At 41.2% G+C, this 14,327-nt stretch carries 14 protein-coding genes; 3 read left to right on the top strand and 11 right to left on the bottom strand.

Annotated elements, in window-relative coordinates:
• Position 1: 1 nt before the first annotated feature.
• The 8 genes from J5M87_RS07920 to typA all read right to left on the bottom strand — a co-directional run bounded on the left by J5M87_RS07920 (position 2) and on the right by typA (position 9,124).
• Positions 2 to 673, bottom strand: coding sequence for a YggS family pyridoxal phosphate-dependent enzyme (locus J5M87_RS07920; protein WP_154608405.1), 672 nt, complete (start codon positions 671 to 673; stop codon positions 2 to 4).
• Between the two features lies 1 nt (position 674).
• A complete protein-coding gene (gene ftsZ, locus J5M87_RS07925) occupies positions 675 to 1,880 on the bottom strand; it encodes a cell division protein FtsZ (RefSeq protein WP_154608357.1) in 1,206 nt (401 codons plus the stop codon).
• Between the two features lie 23 nt (positions 1,881 to 1,903).
• A complete protein-coding gene (gene ftsA, locus J5M87_RS07930) occupies positions 1,904 to 3,277 on the bottom strand; it encodes a cell division protein FtsA (protein WP_154608358.1) in 1,374 nt (457 codons plus the stop codon).
• A 136-nt stretch (positions 3,278 to 3,413) separates the two neighbouring features.
• Positions 3,414 to 4,421: a cell division protein FtsQ/DivIB gene (locus J5M87_RS07935; protein WP_154608359.1), complete on the bottom strand. Its 1,008-nt coding sequence runs from the start codon at positions 4,419 to 4,421 to the stop codon at positions 3,414 to 3,416.
• A gap of 1 nt (position 4,422) precedes the next feature.
• Positions 4,423 to 5,490 carry a UDP-N-acetylglucosamine--N-acetylmuramyl-(pentapeptide) pyrophosphoryl-undecaprenol N-acetylglucosamine transferase gene (locus J5M87_RS07940; RefSeq protein WP_154608360.1) on the bottom strand — a complete coding sequence of 356 codons (1,068 nt, stop codon included), beginning with the start codon at positions 5,488 to 5,490 and terminating at the stop codon, positions 4,423 to 4,425.
• 3 nt (positions 5,491 to 5,493) lie between these two features.
• Positions 5,494 to 6,852: a UDP-N-acetylmuramoyl-L-alanine--D-glutamate ligase gene (gene murD, locus J5M87_RS07945; protein WP_154608361.1), complete on the bottom strand. Its 1,359-nt coding sequence runs from the start codon at positions 6,850 to 6,852 to the stop codon at positions 5,494 to 5,496.
• Between the two features lie 135 nt (positions 6,853 to 6,987).
• Positions 6,988 to 7,269 (bottom strand): DUF3165 family protein, encoded by a 282-nt coding sequence (locus J5M87_RS07950; RefSeq protein WP_154608362.1) that lies wholly within the window; start codon positions 7,267 to 7,269, stop codon positions 6,988 to 6,990.
• A 4-nt stretch (positions 7,270 to 7,273) separates the two neighbouring features.
• Positions 7,274 to 9,124 (bottom strand): translational GTPase TypA, encoded by a 1,851-nt coding sequence (typA, locus tag J5M87_RS07955; RefSeq protein WP_154608363.1) that lies wholly within the window; start codon positions 9,122 to 9,124, stop codon positions 7,274 to 7,276.
• 226 nt (positions 9,125 to 9,350) lie between these two features.
• Here typA and J5M87_RS07960 point away from each other — a divergent pair, with 226 nt between their 5' ends.
• Positions 9,351 to 10,076 (top strand): excalibur calcium-binding domain-containing protein, encoded by a 726-nt coding sequence (locus J5M87_RS07960; protein ID WP_154608364.1) that lies wholly within the window; start codon positions 9,351 to 9,353, stop codon positions 10,074 to 10,076.
• A gap of 311 nt (positions 10,077 to 10,387) precedes the next feature.
• On the opposite strand, the gene J5M87_RS07965 is transcribed toward J5M87_RS07960, so the two are convergent.
• Entirely contained in the window at positions 10,388 to 11,242 is an 855-nt protein-coding gene (locus J5M87_RS07965; RefSeq protein WP_154608365.1) for a hypothetical protein, read from the bottom strand.
• Positions 11,243 to 11,393: 151 nt separating this feature from the next.
• Positions 11,394 to 12,110, bottom strand: a complete 717-nt coding sequence (locus J5M87_RS07970; protein WP_154608366.1) for a YebC/PmpR family DNA-binding transcriptional regulator — start codon at positions 12,108 to 12,110, stop codon at positions 11,394 to 11,396.
• A gap of 158 nt (positions 12,111 to 12,268) precedes the next feature.
• Here J5M87_RS07970 and J5M87_RS07975 point away from each other — a divergent pair, with 158 nt between their 5' ends.
• A complete protein-coding gene (locus J5M87_RS07975) occupies positions 12,269 to 12,580 on the top strand; it encodes a PadR family transcriptional regulator (RefSeq protein WP_154608367.1) in 312 nt (103 codons plus the stop codon).
• 11 nt (positions 12,581 to 12,591) lie between these two features.
• Positions 12,592 to 13,212 carry a DUF2812 domain-containing protein gene (locus J5M87_RS07980; RefSeq protein ID WP_154608368.1) on the top strand — a complete coding sequence of 207 codons (621 nt, stop codon included), beginning with the start codon at positions 12,592 to 12,594 and terminating at the stop codon, positions 13,210 to 13,212.
• A 341-nt stretch (positions 13,213 to 13,553) separates the two neighbouring features.
• Here the strand turns inward: J5M87_RS07980 and J5M87_RS07985 are convergent, their stop codons facing one another.
• Complete coding sequence (locus J5M87_RS07985; RefSeq protein ID WP_154608369.1) at positions 13,554 to 14,171, bottom strand: hypothetical protein; 618 nt, start codon at positions 14,169 to 14,171, stop codon at positions 13,554 to 13,556.
• Between the last annotated feature and the right edge of the window lie 156 nt (positions 14,172 to 14,327).

Here is a 14,327-nt window from a genome sequence, read left to right on the forward strand (position 1 = left end):
CTTATTTAAAAAATGCTGTTCCGATACGGATAAAGCTTGCTCCACACGCAATGGCTTCTACAAAATCACCACTCATCCCCATACTGAGTTCTGTAAAGGGCATATGAGGTAGGTTACGTGCTGCCAATCTTTCTTGCAGGTCTTTTGCTTTTGAAAAAATACTCATCAGTTCTGCAGAGCTAGCTTCAAAAGGAGCCATCGTCATGATACCAACCAGTTCAATCTTATCAAGAGGACGCAAGTTTTCTAGAACTATTTCTATTTCTTCTAGGGAAAAGCCATGTTTGCTATCTTCTTTTGAAATATTGACCTGTAAAAAGCACTTGATTGATTTTGTCGCACGTTTTTGGATTTCTTGAGCTAATTTTACGGAATCCAAGGCATGAAAGTAATCGACATAGTTAATGACATCTTTCACTTTCCTCCTTTGCAAGCTCCCTATGAGATGCCACGTAAGAGGTTGGTTGGATAAGGCCTGGTACTTTTCCAAGAATTGATCGACACGATTTTCACCAATGTGTTGAATGCCTGTCTTTACCAAGTCTTTAGTAATAGAGCTGTCAACATACTTGGTGACAGCTATTACATTGACGACATCTTGAGAACCTTGTGCAGCTTCCTTTGCTTGCTCAACAGCAGCAAATACAGCATCTTTATTTTCTTGTAAATTCATCTTAACGATTTCTAAAGAATGGTGGAGTATCCAACTCATCTTCTTCATCGTCCATCGCAAATTTCTCAACTGAAACAGTTGAATGATGCGCTGTTTCATTCGTTGGACGAAGAATATTTTCACGACGCAAATCCCACTCGCCAAATGCTGATGCTTTCGAAGCAGGTGCTTCTACTTGCGAAATGGGTTGTGAAACCGGACGACTAACTGGTGTATAGTCAACACGTTGACGTGCTGGTTTTTCGCTTGTTTCTTGACGAACACCTGTTGCAACAACTGTCACGCGGATTTCATCTTTCATGGTTTCGTCAATCGAAGTTCCCAGCCAGATATTCACGCCTTGACCAGCTGCCTGATGTACAATCTCAGATGCCTCTTCAGCTTCTGTCAAGGTCATATCATAACCACCTGTTACGTTGACAATCACATCTTCAGCGCCATCAATTGTTGTTTCAAGAAGTGGTGAGTAAATTGCCTTACGAGCGGCTTCAATCACACGCTCTTCACCAGAACCAATACCAATTCCCATAAGAGCATTGCCCTTATTTTCCATAACTGTCTTCACATCAGCGAAGTCCAAGTTAATCAAACCAGGATTTGTAATCAAATCTGTAATTCCTTGTACCCCTTGGCGAAGAACGTTATCTGCTTCGCTAAGCGCTTCTAAAAGCGGTGTTTTCTTGTCTACAATTTCAAGGAGATTATTATTAGAGATAATCAATAAAGTATCGACTTGTTCACGAAGACCTTCAATTCCTTCGATTGCAAAGGTTCCACGTTTGTTTCCTTCAAAGCCAAATGGACGCGTCACAACCGCAACCGTCAAAGCTCCCAGTCCTTTCGCAATACGAGCGATAACTGGTGCAGCTCCTGTACCAGATCCACCACCCATACCTGCTGTAATGAAGACCATATCTGCGCCTGTCAATACATTAGTTAGTGCTTCTTCACTTTCTTCAGCAGCCTTACGACCAACTTCAGGTTGACCTCCAGCACCGAGTCCACGAGTCAATTTTGGTCCCAATTGAATGACTGTTTCAGCTTTTGAACTGCTAAGTGCTTGAACATCTGTGTTAGCTGCGATAAATTCAACGCCAGAAACACCTTCTTCAATCATGCGGTTGATAGCATTTCCACCGCCACCACCGACACCAATAACCTTAATGACAGCACCATGAGCTGCTGCTGCTTCAAATGAAAATGTCATAGTTTTATCACCTTTTTCTTTTCTTACTCAAACATGCTTCCAAACAAACCACGAATACGATCTGTGATTTTTACTTTCGGTTCAGCTGAATCTGTCTCTGCATAGGGTACATATGGATGTTCTTCAACAGGTTCTGAATCAGCGACCGGTACTTCTTTTTGGACTGGCTGAATAGCTGGACGAACTTTTGGAACATCAAATGGGATATCAATTGGCTTTTGTCGCAGATGCGCTTCCCCATTTACAGCTGCCTGGGCAATCATTTCTACTTCATCTAAGCTACCAACGTATTCCACTAGGCTAATGACTTGTGCAAAAGCTGGATTGCGGATACCGATTTGATTCGGCACGTATAGTTTTGTATTGATTCCAAAAATCTCCTGAGCAAGCTCAGTAATACCTGGTAAAACAGCCACACCACCAACTAAGACAATACCACCTGGTAAATCCAAGGCACGTGTCCGTTCCAAATCTTGTTTTACACGGGCAAAAATCTGACGAAGACGAGCAGAAATGACTTCTGATAAATAGCGTTCTGTCACTTCAACAGGAGCAGATTCACCAATCACTTCCACCATGAATTTTTCTTTTTCAGTTGCATCTTGTGGGTAGGCAATTCCATAGTTGAATTTCAAGTTCTCAGCAATGCTCTGAGAAGTTGTCAAAACTTTTGAAATGTCTTTGGTAATGTAGTCTCCACCTTCTTGGTAGATATTCGTATATTGCAATTCTTGACCACGCATAACTGCCACAGTTGTTTGGCCACCGCCAAGGTCAATCACAATAGCACCGAACTCTTTTTCACCTTCATTGAGGACTGAGCGGGTAAGAGCAAGGGGCGAAATTACGATATTTTCTACCTGAACACCTGCGCGTTCAACCGTTTTGCGTAAGTTATGCAAAATCGTCCGAGGACCTGTATAGAGCATCCCACGCATTTCTAGACGAATCCCCATCATACCACGAGGGTCTTTAATGCCTTGGAAACCATCTACTACAAACTCTTCTGGTATGAAGGAGATTACTTCGCGTTCTGGGGTCATACTCTTTGTAAGGGCGGATTTCACAACATTTTGCACATCTATATCGGTGATTTCTTGTGAGTCAGTTGTGACTGGAATCATCCCTTGAGTTGGCTCGATTTGAAGCAGATTAGCTGGTAAACCAACATTTACCTTATCAATCCGAATTCCTGCCTTCTCCTCAGCCTGAGCAATCGCTGTTTTAATTGCATTTGCTGCTACGTCAATGTTGACAATAATCCCATCTTTTACGCCTGAGCTTTTGACATTACTCACGCCAATCACATTCATTTCACCTTCTACATATTCTGCAACCAAGACTTTAACGGAGCTTGTACCGATATCTAATCCCGTAAAAAAGCCATTTCTAGCCATCTTGTCAGTCCTCTCTTACTTCTCAATCTTTTTTTGAATTTTAAATTTCAATGTTTTAAATATAATTATTCACTCTTCATTATATCATACAATATTAAAAAATGGGGATAGAAACGCTTTTTTCTCATATTTTTTTCTATTTTGCATAGCTAAAAGCGCCAACCTCCATGTCCACCACACTTGGTAGGGAAAGTTGCTTAGCTATTTTAGGGTAATAGGGTAATTTTATATCAATTTCACTAAGTGGTATGAGCAAGGTATTCTCATCATGCATGGTCATAGTCAATAAATCCGCACTGACTTTACTTGGAGTTAGCTCAATACTTTGAATCATCTCGATGATACTTGGGTCAATAGAGGCTAATTGAAGAGCGAGTTCCTCTACCTTTCTCTTATCTGCGAGATTGATGAGGGTATGGCGTTCTGGTAATTCTTCTGCTGAGAGCGCGGTTTCAGAAATATTCCCGCTGGATAACACTAAACGATAGTGATCCTTATCTTTTACATAGCCAACTTCTGCATACTCTTCCACTTGGATTGTAAAGCGATTAGGAAATTGATAGGTTAGTTTATCTGATTTGACAAGAGTGCTGCTATTTTTGATTGCTTGTTCAATATTTTTTCGCAACAAAAGAGTAGTCAAAGCATAATCCTTCTCTGAAATTTGGCTGTAGGAACGAATCATTTCTGAGCTTAAATAGTGATTCCCGACTACTTCAATCTGCTTTTTCTTACTAAGTGGACTAATGAAATAGATTGCTAATAAAAGACCAACTAGAGCTGCCGCAATTATAGGAAAGGCTTTTAAAAGAGCTTTGCGAGGAAGCGGAGCTTTGTTTTTCTTAGGAGCAGCTTTTGGTGACTTTTTATCTGAATCAGCAGTATCAGATTGTTCTTTCACCAAGGCCCTGCCTTTTCTTTTTGGCTCTACAGCCTTTGGTTTATGCTCCAAGGCAGACTGATTTTCGCTTTTTTCATCAGCACTAGCATCTTTTTGGCTCGCCAAATAAGCCTGATGCCGTTCCTTCCATTGAACAAGAAAATCACTTTCTTTTTCGGTATCAGGTGCTTGCTCTTTTTCTTCGGCTTCCACCTCTTCTTGTGGAGTTTCCTTGACTTCTTCCAAAGAATCCTTTTCCGTCATTTTATACCTTTCTATCTATATCGGCTTGTAAGAGCTGATAAAAATGGTCAATGGTTTGAATCTCGCTTGAATCAGCCATTCGCTTTATATAGCCTTCTTTTTCTTGGAATAATTGTTCAACAACGGTCACTAGGCTGTCCACTGTCAATTGGCTTTCATCTAACTGTTTTGCATAGCCTTTTTCTTCAAAATAACGAGCATTTTCGAGCTGATCCCCACGGCTTGCTTGACGCCCTAGTGGGACAATTAGGTGAAGTTTTTGCATGGCAACTAATTCAAAAATCGTATTTGAGCCACCACGAGTAATCACAAGATCCGCTTCATTCATCAGGGGCTGATATAAATCTGTCACATAATCTACTCGATACAGTCTTGGCGCTAGTTGATTAAGACTCGCATCACCGGTCAGATTGATAATATTATAGTGCTCTGTCAAAGCTTCCTTGTGTTGGCTAACGAGGTCATTAAAGACCTTGGCACCGCCTGAACCACCTACGAAAAGCAGGGTTGGTAAATGCTCATCAAATTGACTCAGGATTTCTGGTAGTTGAATAGGGGTCACATTGGTAGCAGGTGCAACTTTGGTCACAGCTCCTACATGCTTGACCTTTGCTAAATCCACACTTTGTTCAAAGGTACTGTACATGGTGGTCGCAAATTTATAGGCAATTTTATTGGCCAAGCCCATTGATAAGTCTGACTCGTGAATAAAAACTGGAATGCCAAGTACACGCGCTGCAATCACAGGCGGAACAGACACAAAACCACCCTTTGAAAAAAGAGCTTGGGGACGAATAGAGAGTAAAATGGCAATAGATTGCACAATTCCCCAGACGACTTTAAAGACATCTAGCAGATTTTGCCAGGAAAAATACCGGCGCAACTTTCCTGTTGCAATTCCGTGAAACTGGACATCTAGCCCTGACTGAATGATTTGTTGATACTCAATTCCCTTACGGTCGCCAATATAATGGACTTCCCAGCCGTCCTTAAGAAATCGTGGAATCAACAGGAGATTCAAGGTCACATGTCCGACCGTTCCCCCCCCTGTAAAGACTATTTTTTTCATATCCTATTTCTTCCCCTTCAATTCCTCGACAGTAGCTAAGAAGCTATCTCCGCGGACTTCAAAATTGGCATACATATCCCAGCTCGCATTGGCAGGACTAAGTAGGATAATATCCCCTGCTGTGGCTACTTGGTAGGCCTTGCGCGTTGCATCCGCTACATCTTGTGCTTCCGTATACGGCACACCTGCTTGTTCTGCTGCCCGTTTCACACGAGGAGCTGATTCGCCTAAGATGACCATGTGCTTTAAGCCCACTAAATCGGGTACTAATTCATCAAATTCATTCCCACGATCAAGACCGCCTGCAATCAAAATGACCTTGCTATTGTCAAAGCCAGACAAGGCTTTTTGGGTCGCTAAAATATTGGTTGATTTACTGTCATTATAGAAGGTTACTCCTTCCAGCTGGCCAGCATGTTGCAAACGGTGTTTCACACCGCCAAAGGCTGATAGGGCTTCTTTAATCGCTTGATTATCAATTCCCATGAGTTTAGCAACTGCGATGGTCGCAAGGGCATTTTCCACATTGTGACTACCTGGAACACCAATGTCTGTAGCAGCCATAATCTGCTCACCTTTAAAATAGAGCTGACCGTCTGCCAGATAAGCACCGTCAACAGCCTCTTGAGTCGAAATGGGAATAACCTGTGCCTTGGTTTGTTTCGCAAGAGAACTGGCAATTTCCTGATTCATATTGAGCACAACAAAATCGTCTGCTGTCATTTGCTCTTGAATCCGCCATTTGGCAGCGACATACTCTTCGAACGAACCATGATAGTCAATATGGGTCGGCATTAGATTCGTGATAACTGCGATATGGGGACGAAATGCTTCTATTCCCATGAGTTGGAAAGAGGATAATTCCATAACCAAGACATCATTTGCTGTCGCTTCTTGGGCAACAGATGAAGCTGGAAAACCGATATTTCCGCAAAGTTTGACGGATTGTTGACCCTGGTTAAGGACTTCCGCAATCATAGTCGTTGTTGTTGTTTTACCGTTTGAACCTGTAATACCAATAATTGGAGCTTCGGAAATAAGATAGGCCAACTCCACTTCTGTCCAAACTGGAATACCTTTTTGAAGGGCTTGAGCTACCATGGGATTGTCATAACGAATCCCTGGATTTTTCACAACAAGGGCAAAATCTTCTTCCAACAATTCCAAGGGATGACTACCACAAATCACCCGAATGCCTGCTTCTAATAGGGCCTGAGCTGTCGGGTTCTCCTCAAATGGCTTGCCGTCATTGACAGTGACAATTGCGCCTAATCTATCCAACAAACGCGCCGCTGCCTCACCTGATTTAGCAAGTCCTAGCACTAAAACTTTTTTATTTTCAAATTCTTTTATCTGATGCATCTTGATACCATACTTTCTATACCTAGCCTATCTATTTTACCTTGAATGCGTTCCTTTTTCAAGTGAAAGTAAAAGGGCTAGGGAAAATTTCCCTAGCCCTCTGTTCTCTCAGTTAAAGAGACTCATACACCTTGTCTATCGATACCGATAAGGTCTTCTCTTTGGCCCTGCTGGTTTGTCTAGCCTATCTAAGAAATAGATATCACGCATAGCCCATAGCCCTACAACAACCATGCCAATCACCAACCACATTTCTGGCGGAGATTGCAAAATTTGCAAGAGTCCTAGTAGCAGGGCAATCAGAAGCCCTACGACGAGAAATACTGCTCCCACCACATTCATGGTCCCTTTGATATTGCTCGGTGCTGCAAAAATATAGAACAGTACCAACATGATAGCAACAATCAGATAAAACATAGGCTTAGCCCTCTTCGGCCGCTAATTTTTTCTTCTTAGCGGCTTTGTCACGCTCTGCTTTATTTAAAATTTGTTTGCGTAAACGAATCGACTCTGGTGTGACTTCCATATATTCATCGTCATTCAAGAACTCAAGCGATTCTTCCAAGGTTAAAATACGTGGTGTTTTAATCACCGCTGTTTGGTCCTTGGTTGCTGAACGAACGTTTGTCATAGCCTTGGCTGTCGTGATGTTCACTGTCAAGTCATTCTCACGGGAATTTTCCCCAATAATCATTCCCTCATATACTTCTGTACCTGGATTAACGAAAATTGTTCCACGCTCTTCAATCCGCATGATAGAGTAAGTGGTTGCTTTTCCTGCATCAATTGACACCAAGGCGCCACGGTGACGACCACCGATTTCACCTGGAACGACTGGAAGGTACTGATCAAAGGTATGGTTCATGATTCCGTATCCACGAGTCATTGAAAGGAATTCGGTTGAATAGCCAATCAAGCCACGAGCTGGGACAAGGAAAACAAGTCGGGTTTGACCATTTCCTGTCGCCTGCATATCCAACATCTCACCCTTGCGTTCAGATAAACTTTGGATAACAGATCCTTGATATTCTTCAGGAGTATCGATTTGCACACGCTCAAACGGCTCCATTTTCACACCATCAACTTCTTTAATGATGACCTCAGGACGTGACACTTGAAGTTCATAACCTTCACGACGCATGGTTTCAATTAAGATAGACAAGTGCAATTCACCACGACCAGATACAGTCCATTTATCTGGTGAATCTGTCGCATCAACACGGAGCGATACGTCTGTCTGCAATTCAGCCAGAAGACGCTCTTCTACCTTACGAGAAGTAATCCATTTTCCTTCACGACCTGCAAATGGTGAATTGTTCACAAGGAAGGTCATCTGAAGGGTTGGCTCATCGATACGAAGCACTGGCAATGGTTCAATGGCATCAGTTGGTGTTACTGTTTCACCGACGAAGATGTCTTCCATACCAGAAACGGCAATTAAATCACCAGCTTTTGCTTCTTGGATTTCCTTGCGTTCCAGTCCAAAGAAACCAAAGAGCTTAGTAACACGGAAATTTTTCGTTGTACCGTCTAGCTTCGAAAGAGTTACTTGGTCTCCGACTTTTACTGTTCCACGAAAGACGCGTCCGATACCGATACGACCAACGAAATCATTATAGTCCAAGAGCGATACTTGGAATTGCAAGGGTTCATCTGAGTTGTCTACTGGCGCTGGAATATGCTCGATAATGGTATCAAAAATTGGCGCCATTGTTTCTTCTTGGTCTGCTGGATCATCAGAAAGAGACGAGGTTCCATTGATGGCTGATGCGTATACAACTGGGAATTCCAATTGGTCATCGTCTGCACCCAACTCAATAAACAGTTCCAAGACTTCATCAACGACTTCTGCTGGGCGAGCTGACGGTTTGTCAATCTTATTCACCACAACGATTGGTATCAGGTTTTGCTCCAAGGCTTTTTTCAATACAAAACGCGTTTGTGGCATGGTTCCTTCATAGGCGTCCACTACAAGGACAACTCCGTCAACCATTTTCATAATCCGCTCTACTTCTCCACCGAAGTCCGCGTGTCCTGGTGTATCCATGATGTTGATACGAGTACCGTTATAAGCAACTGCTGTATTTTTTGCAAGAATGGTAATTCCACGCTCTTTTTCAATATCGTTTGAATCCATTGCACGTTCATCCAATTGCGTACGCTCATCAAGCGTTTGCGATTGTTTTAGCAATTCATCAACCAAGGTTGTTTTTCCATGGTCAACGTGAGCGATGATCGCGACATTACGAATATCATTTCTTAATTTTGTCATATCTGCCTCTACTTTGTTTAGTTTAACTAAAAAAGTATATCACAGATTTCTAGAAAAAGCACCGATAAGCTGATTGTAAATGTTTTCAGGTAATCCTTTGAAAATAAAAGGCTATGTCAAGCTAAATGAAATACTTATTTTTTACATGAGATAAATCTGAAAACGCTTTTAACGGGACCTGTTTTTTGGTATACTAATTTCAAATGAAATACAAAAGGAGTCACTAATGAAAAAGAAAAAATCCCTATTCCTCCTATTGGCCTTAAGTAGCTTAGCGCTTGTCGGTTTCAAAGAGGTAAAAGCAGATACACCAATCTATCGTCTGTACAACCGTATGAACGGTGAACATCTCTACACCACATCAGAAAATGAAAAAGATGTCTTATTTCAACAGCATGGTTGGGGATACGAAGGCGTTGCTTGGAATGCACCTGACACAGGAACACCTGTCTATCGCTTATACAATGCAGGTCTTCAAAATCATCTTTATACATCTGATGTTAATGAAGTACAGGTATTAACGGCAAAGCATGGTTGGATTGCTGATAACAATGCACAGCCCGTCTTTTATTCTGGAGGTGACATCCCAATCTACCGTGTCTACAATCAAAAATTAAGAGGGTTGCACCACTGGACAACTGATCAAAATGAATACGCCATTCTACCGAGCCATGGTTGGCAACAAGAAGGAATCAAATTCTATGCTACTACCTTAGGAGCACCAATCCAAACGCAGTATGCACAATCAGTACCAGTCGTACGACCTGTGCAACCTATTCCACTACCAACTGCACCGGTAGAACCAATCCAAACAGAAACACCTTACTACCCCAATTGTAAAGCAGTAAGAGCTGCAGGGAAGGCACCACTTTATAGAGGCCAGCCCGGATATGGGCCACACCTTGACCGAGATGGAGATGGTACTGCCTGTGAACGAACAGCAACGGAGTAACTAGCCTACACTCACTATTAATGAAATAACCGAGTGGTCGATTAGTAGCTGCAAGCAGGGTATTTACAATAGGATAACAACTCTTCGAATCATAAAAACACATAAAATCAGATTTCCCTACGTTCCGATTTTATGCGTTTTTTTATATGAATCATCATTATCATAGTGGATTGAGAAAGGAATAGGGCAAGGCAAGGAGCTGCAGATAGAACTGGCGTTAATTGAGGATTACTCCATAATCCCTATTTCCAACCTTCAACAGTCCACTGGACTATTGAAGCAAAGCGACTGAACGATGTCCTAACCTTTATTCAATTCACTATATCTTTTACAGCCGTTCCATCTGGATAACGGGCTTGGCTTGCCTTTTCATCGTAATTGAGTAGATCAGACACAAGATTCCTGTAGTTCTTATCTGAGATTACCCAATTATCCTCGCTGTTTTTTTCCAAATCAAAGCTGACTTCATACTGCCCTTCTGTCAATGGTGTTTCATTTAAACGACTAGAAATGCCTTTATGATCAACCAAACGATCACTAAAATTAGCATAGTAGAGAAAATCAGAAACTAGGGTATGGAGTTTCTTAAATTTACTGTCAGCCTCATTTGCCTTGTTAAGAGCGGCAAAGACATCAATCGTGCCATCTGCCACAGCCAAATAGATTGTATTAATCGCGCTGGCAGTCGCAGTATGATTGATTTGACGAGATAAAAAAGTGACTGTCGCCTTATCATCTGAAACTTCTACATCGGTAATCCTATATTCTTGAATATCCTTGAGATTATCCCGTCTCGTCTCATAATAATGCTCTAAGATCTCCGAAGGCTGCTGCTTTTCAAATTCTTTGGCATACTGATAAGTGTACTTGCTCTCTGGTGTCCAACCATTGTCTTGAATTGCTGCTTCAATTTGACTTGGGAAAACGATCTGTTTCGTCCATTGTTCGTAGGATTTTCCATACAAACTAGAAAAACCCTTATCATTTGCAGTTAATACACTATTCAACAAAATTGTGGCATCTCTTCGGACAGCTTCTTCATTCGCTTGACTTTCTACGCTACTTCCTCTTGTCTGGGACAATCTTTTTGAAGCTATGCCACAAGCAGCTAATAAAAGAAACGTGGATAAGAGAATCAAGAAGGCCATAATTTGTTTTTTCCTCATTTTACTTCCTCCTTGTAATCGTATTTTATTATACCAAAATTTTGAAAAAGCGCCAACCGTAAGCGGTATCACAACTATTCTGTTAGCCCCCTTGTATCCAATAGAAAATCTCCCTTGGTCATCTGCTACCCAAGGGAGATTGATTGTTATATTAAAATCCTTCAACATTCGTATAGACTTTTTGAACGTCTTCGTCATCTTCTAAAACATCATATAATTTTTCGAAGGTTGCAAGATCATCACCTTCTAAAACAACTTCTGACTGAGGAATCATTTCTAATTCTGTCACTTGGAATTCACTAGTACCTGCTTCACGCAAGGCTACAAGAGCTTTGTGCAAATCTGTTGGAGCAGTATAGACAGTAATCGTTCCTTCTTCAGCTTCCACATCCTCTACATCAACGTCTGCTTCTAGCAATTGCTCAAAGATGCTGTCAGCATCGTCACCCGCAAAGACAATCACTCCCTTGTTGTCAAACAAGTAGGAAACAGAGCCGCTCGCTCCCATATTTCCACCATTTTTACCAAAAGCAGCACGGACATTTGCTGCTGTACGGTTCACGTTTGAAGTAAGGGTATCAACAATCAGCATCGAACCATTTGGCCCAAAACCTTCATAACGACCTTCTACGAACGTTTCGTCTGTATTTCCTTTTGCCTTGTCAATGGCCTTATCAATGATGTGTTTTGGTACTTGCGCTTGTTTGGCACGATCAATAACGAATTTTAAGGCTGTATTGGTTTCTGGATCTGGATCGCCTTTTTTCGCTGCTGCATAGATTTCTACACCGAATTTAGCATAAACTTTTGAGTTTGCTCCGTCCTTAGCTGTTTTTTTGGCTACAATATTGGCCCATTTACGTCCCATGAGGAACCTCCTACATTTTTTTCAATCGGTTTATTATACCATAAGATTGCCTATTTGAGAAGATTTTTGCTATTTTTTAAGTATACAGTTGACTTATATAGTCTAACGATATATAATAAAACTATACAGTTCAGCGATACAAATAGAAAAGAGCAACTATGAAACGCAATAAACACCTACCACTGACCGAAACAACCTACTATATCCTACTGGCATTACTTGAGCCGAACCACGGATACGCTATTATGCAGGAAGTGGAGACCATGAGCGAGGGCAATGTTCGTATCGCAGCAGGCACCATGTACGGAGCGATTGAAAACCTGCTCAAGTTGGACTGGATTGTCGCTGTACCAAGCACAGACAGCCGGAGAAAAATCTACCAGATTACCCCCACGGGAAAGAGTATTCTAGCACTCGAAACCGAGCGCATACGAAAGCTGAGTACTCTCGCTAGCCGTTTTGATTTTTAAGGAGTTTCCCTATGAAAAAGCATAAAATCTTTGTAACAATTCCAGATGAAGAAAAGTGGATTAACCAAGTTCAATCCAAAGGCTATCGATTGATCAAGGTCAATCCTTACACTGCCGCTTATACCTTTGAAAAAGTCGAACAACTAGCAGATATCCCTATCGTTCGGATTGACTACCGAAAATTTGCTTCTAAACAGGCTTATTTCGACTATTTATCTCTCTTTACAGAATGTGGCTGGACCCTGATTCCTGGTAGTAACCGCTGGAGCTATCAGTATTTTACGCATGTTGACAATAATGGTGATACAGATATTTTTTCAGATGACGAATCCCGCAATGCTCTCTATCAACGTGTGAGACAGCAGGTCCTGACTTTTTTTACTATCTTTATAGCAAACTTCACCATTATCTTCCAACTCAGCTCTCATCACCAGCAAAGCGTTTGGAACCTCAAAGAACTCTATCTAACTCCTGACCTCTGGGGAAAATCAGGTTTTGACTTTTGGTTGAATTTTCTATTTGAAACTCCCTTTGTCCTTTTACGAAGTATGTTCCCATCCCTCATTATCTTAGGAGGCGCCCTTTTTTACCTCTATATGGCTTATAAAAATAGACCTAAAAAACAGGAGTGAACAATCGTTCAGTCCTGTTCAGCTTGAAGAAAAAGTCTTTTTATTGCCACCATCCTCATGTGCTTTCGGACATCAGCGACTTCCTGTTGAGTAAAATAATCCAGTAGATTATTTTAGCCCAAGCCCAGAAACAAAGGAGCGAGGATAATCGATTTCAACGAAATCACGACTTCTGTCTCACTCCCACTTTTAACACGGCGGAGGTGCGGTATTGTGTGCGCTACGCTCGCAAATTTTCTAACCTTAAAACTAAAGAAATTTAAATATTATTGTAATGTTTTTCTGAATTGTGAGGTTTGTCTACATTCTGAAACAAGAGTGAACAATCGTTCAGTCCTGTTTTAATACATACTCTTAATGATTTCAACCCGGGTTACCAAATCCCCATGCATATTGTCAATCCGCACAGCAACATTTTTCAAGTAAACACAGGAACCAATAGCAATTGTTTTTTCTTCTTCGTTTAATTTTCGAACGACAAAATCGCGCAGGGTTTCACCCTTTTCACCAGGAATTTTCACACGTGCAAGGATATTAGCCACTTGTACTTTCTGACTAGCACGCATCACAATATTATTCGAATCATCAAACTGAATAAAGAGATATTTCCGTACGGCAAATAGAATCGCTACCGAAACCATTCCAATAAGGTAATCAACACTCGAAGCATGTTCGACAATCAACTGACGTGCAATCGCAACCAGCAACACCTCAATCACTGTACGAGGCGACTGTTTACACAACATTTTGATAAATTCGACACCGACCGCTAGGGTAATGGTCCGATTCAAAAACTCTTGCAGAAAATTCTCACCTTGTATCCCATTTGGAATAGCAGATACCAAATCTCCTATAAGTAACAGAGACAAAATCAAGAGTGCTACAGCCAAAATAGCAGACAAGATTAACTCTAAATAATAAACAACTTCTGTCACAACATTTTGTAAAAATTTTCTCATAAGCCCTCATTTTTATGCAAGCATATCTAAATATTGTGATTGTTTTAACAACAAATTTCCTTTACAATTAAGGGATTCTGTCGTTTTCTTGCATTTATTTTATCCTAGCATGATTTGTAAAAAAATACAATCAATTAAACCGAAAGTTTGTGAAAA

This window comes from Streptococcus sp. zg-86 (assembly GCF_017639855.1).
Taxonomy (GTDB): Bacteria; Bacillota; Bacilli; order Lactobacillales; family Streptococcaceae; genus Streptococcus; species Streptococcus zhangguiae.

Coding starts and splice junctions, on each gene's coding strand:
- J5M87_RS07940 (WP_154608360.1), bottom strand. CDS start 5,490: ATGAAAAAAATAGTCTTTACAGGGGGGGGAACGGTCGGACATGTGACC.
- J5M87_RS07965 (WP_154608365.1), bottom strand. CDS start 11,242: ATGAGGAAAAAACAAATTATGGCCTTCTTGATTCTCTTATCCACGTTT.
- murD (WP_154608361.1), bottom strand. CDS start 6,852: ATGCATCAGATAAAAGAATTTGAAAATAAAAAAGTTTTAGTGCTAGGA.
- J5M87_RS07980 (WP_154608368.1), top strand. CDS start 12,592: ATGAAAAAGCATAAAATCTTTGTAACAATTCCAGATGAAGAAAAGTGG.
- J5M87_RS07985 (WP_154608369.1), bottom strand. CDS start 14,171: ATGAGAAAATTTTTACAAAATGTTGTGACAGAAGTTGTTTATTATTTA.
- ftsA (WP_154608358.1), bottom strand. CDS start 3,277: ATGGCTAGAAATGGCTTTTTTACGGGATTAGATATCGGTACAAGCTCC.
- ftsZ (WP_154608357.1), bottom strand. CDS start 1,880: ATGACATTTTCATTTGAAGCAGCAGCAGCTCATGGTGCTGTCATTAAG.
- J5M87_RS07935 (WP_154608359.1), bottom strand. CDS start 4,421: ATGACGGAAAAGGATTCTTTGGAAGAAGTCAAGGAAACTCCACAAGAA.
- typA (WP_154608363.1), bottom strand. CDS start 9,124: ATGACAAAATTAAGAAATGATATTCGTAATGTCGCGATCATCGCTCAC.
- J5M87_RS07960 (WP_154608364.1), top strand. CDS start 9,351: ATGAAAAAGAAAAAATCCCTATTCCTCCTATTGGCCTTAAGTAGCTTA.
- J5M87_RS07975 (WP_154608367.1), top strand. CDS start 12,269: ATGAAACGCAATAAACACCTACCACTGACCGAAACAACCTACTATATC.
- J5M87_RS07920 (WP_154608405.1), bottom strand. CDS start 673: ATGAATTTACAAGAAAATAAAGATGCTGTATTTGCTGCTGTTGAGCAA.
- J5M87_RS07950 (WP_154608362.1), bottom strand. CDS start 7,269: ATGTTTTATCTGATTGTTGCTATCATGTTGGTACTGTTCTATATTTTT.
- J5M87_RS07970 (WP_154608366.1), bottom strand. CDS start 12,110: ATGGGACGTAAATGGGCCAATATTGTAGCCAAAAAAACAGCTAAGGAC.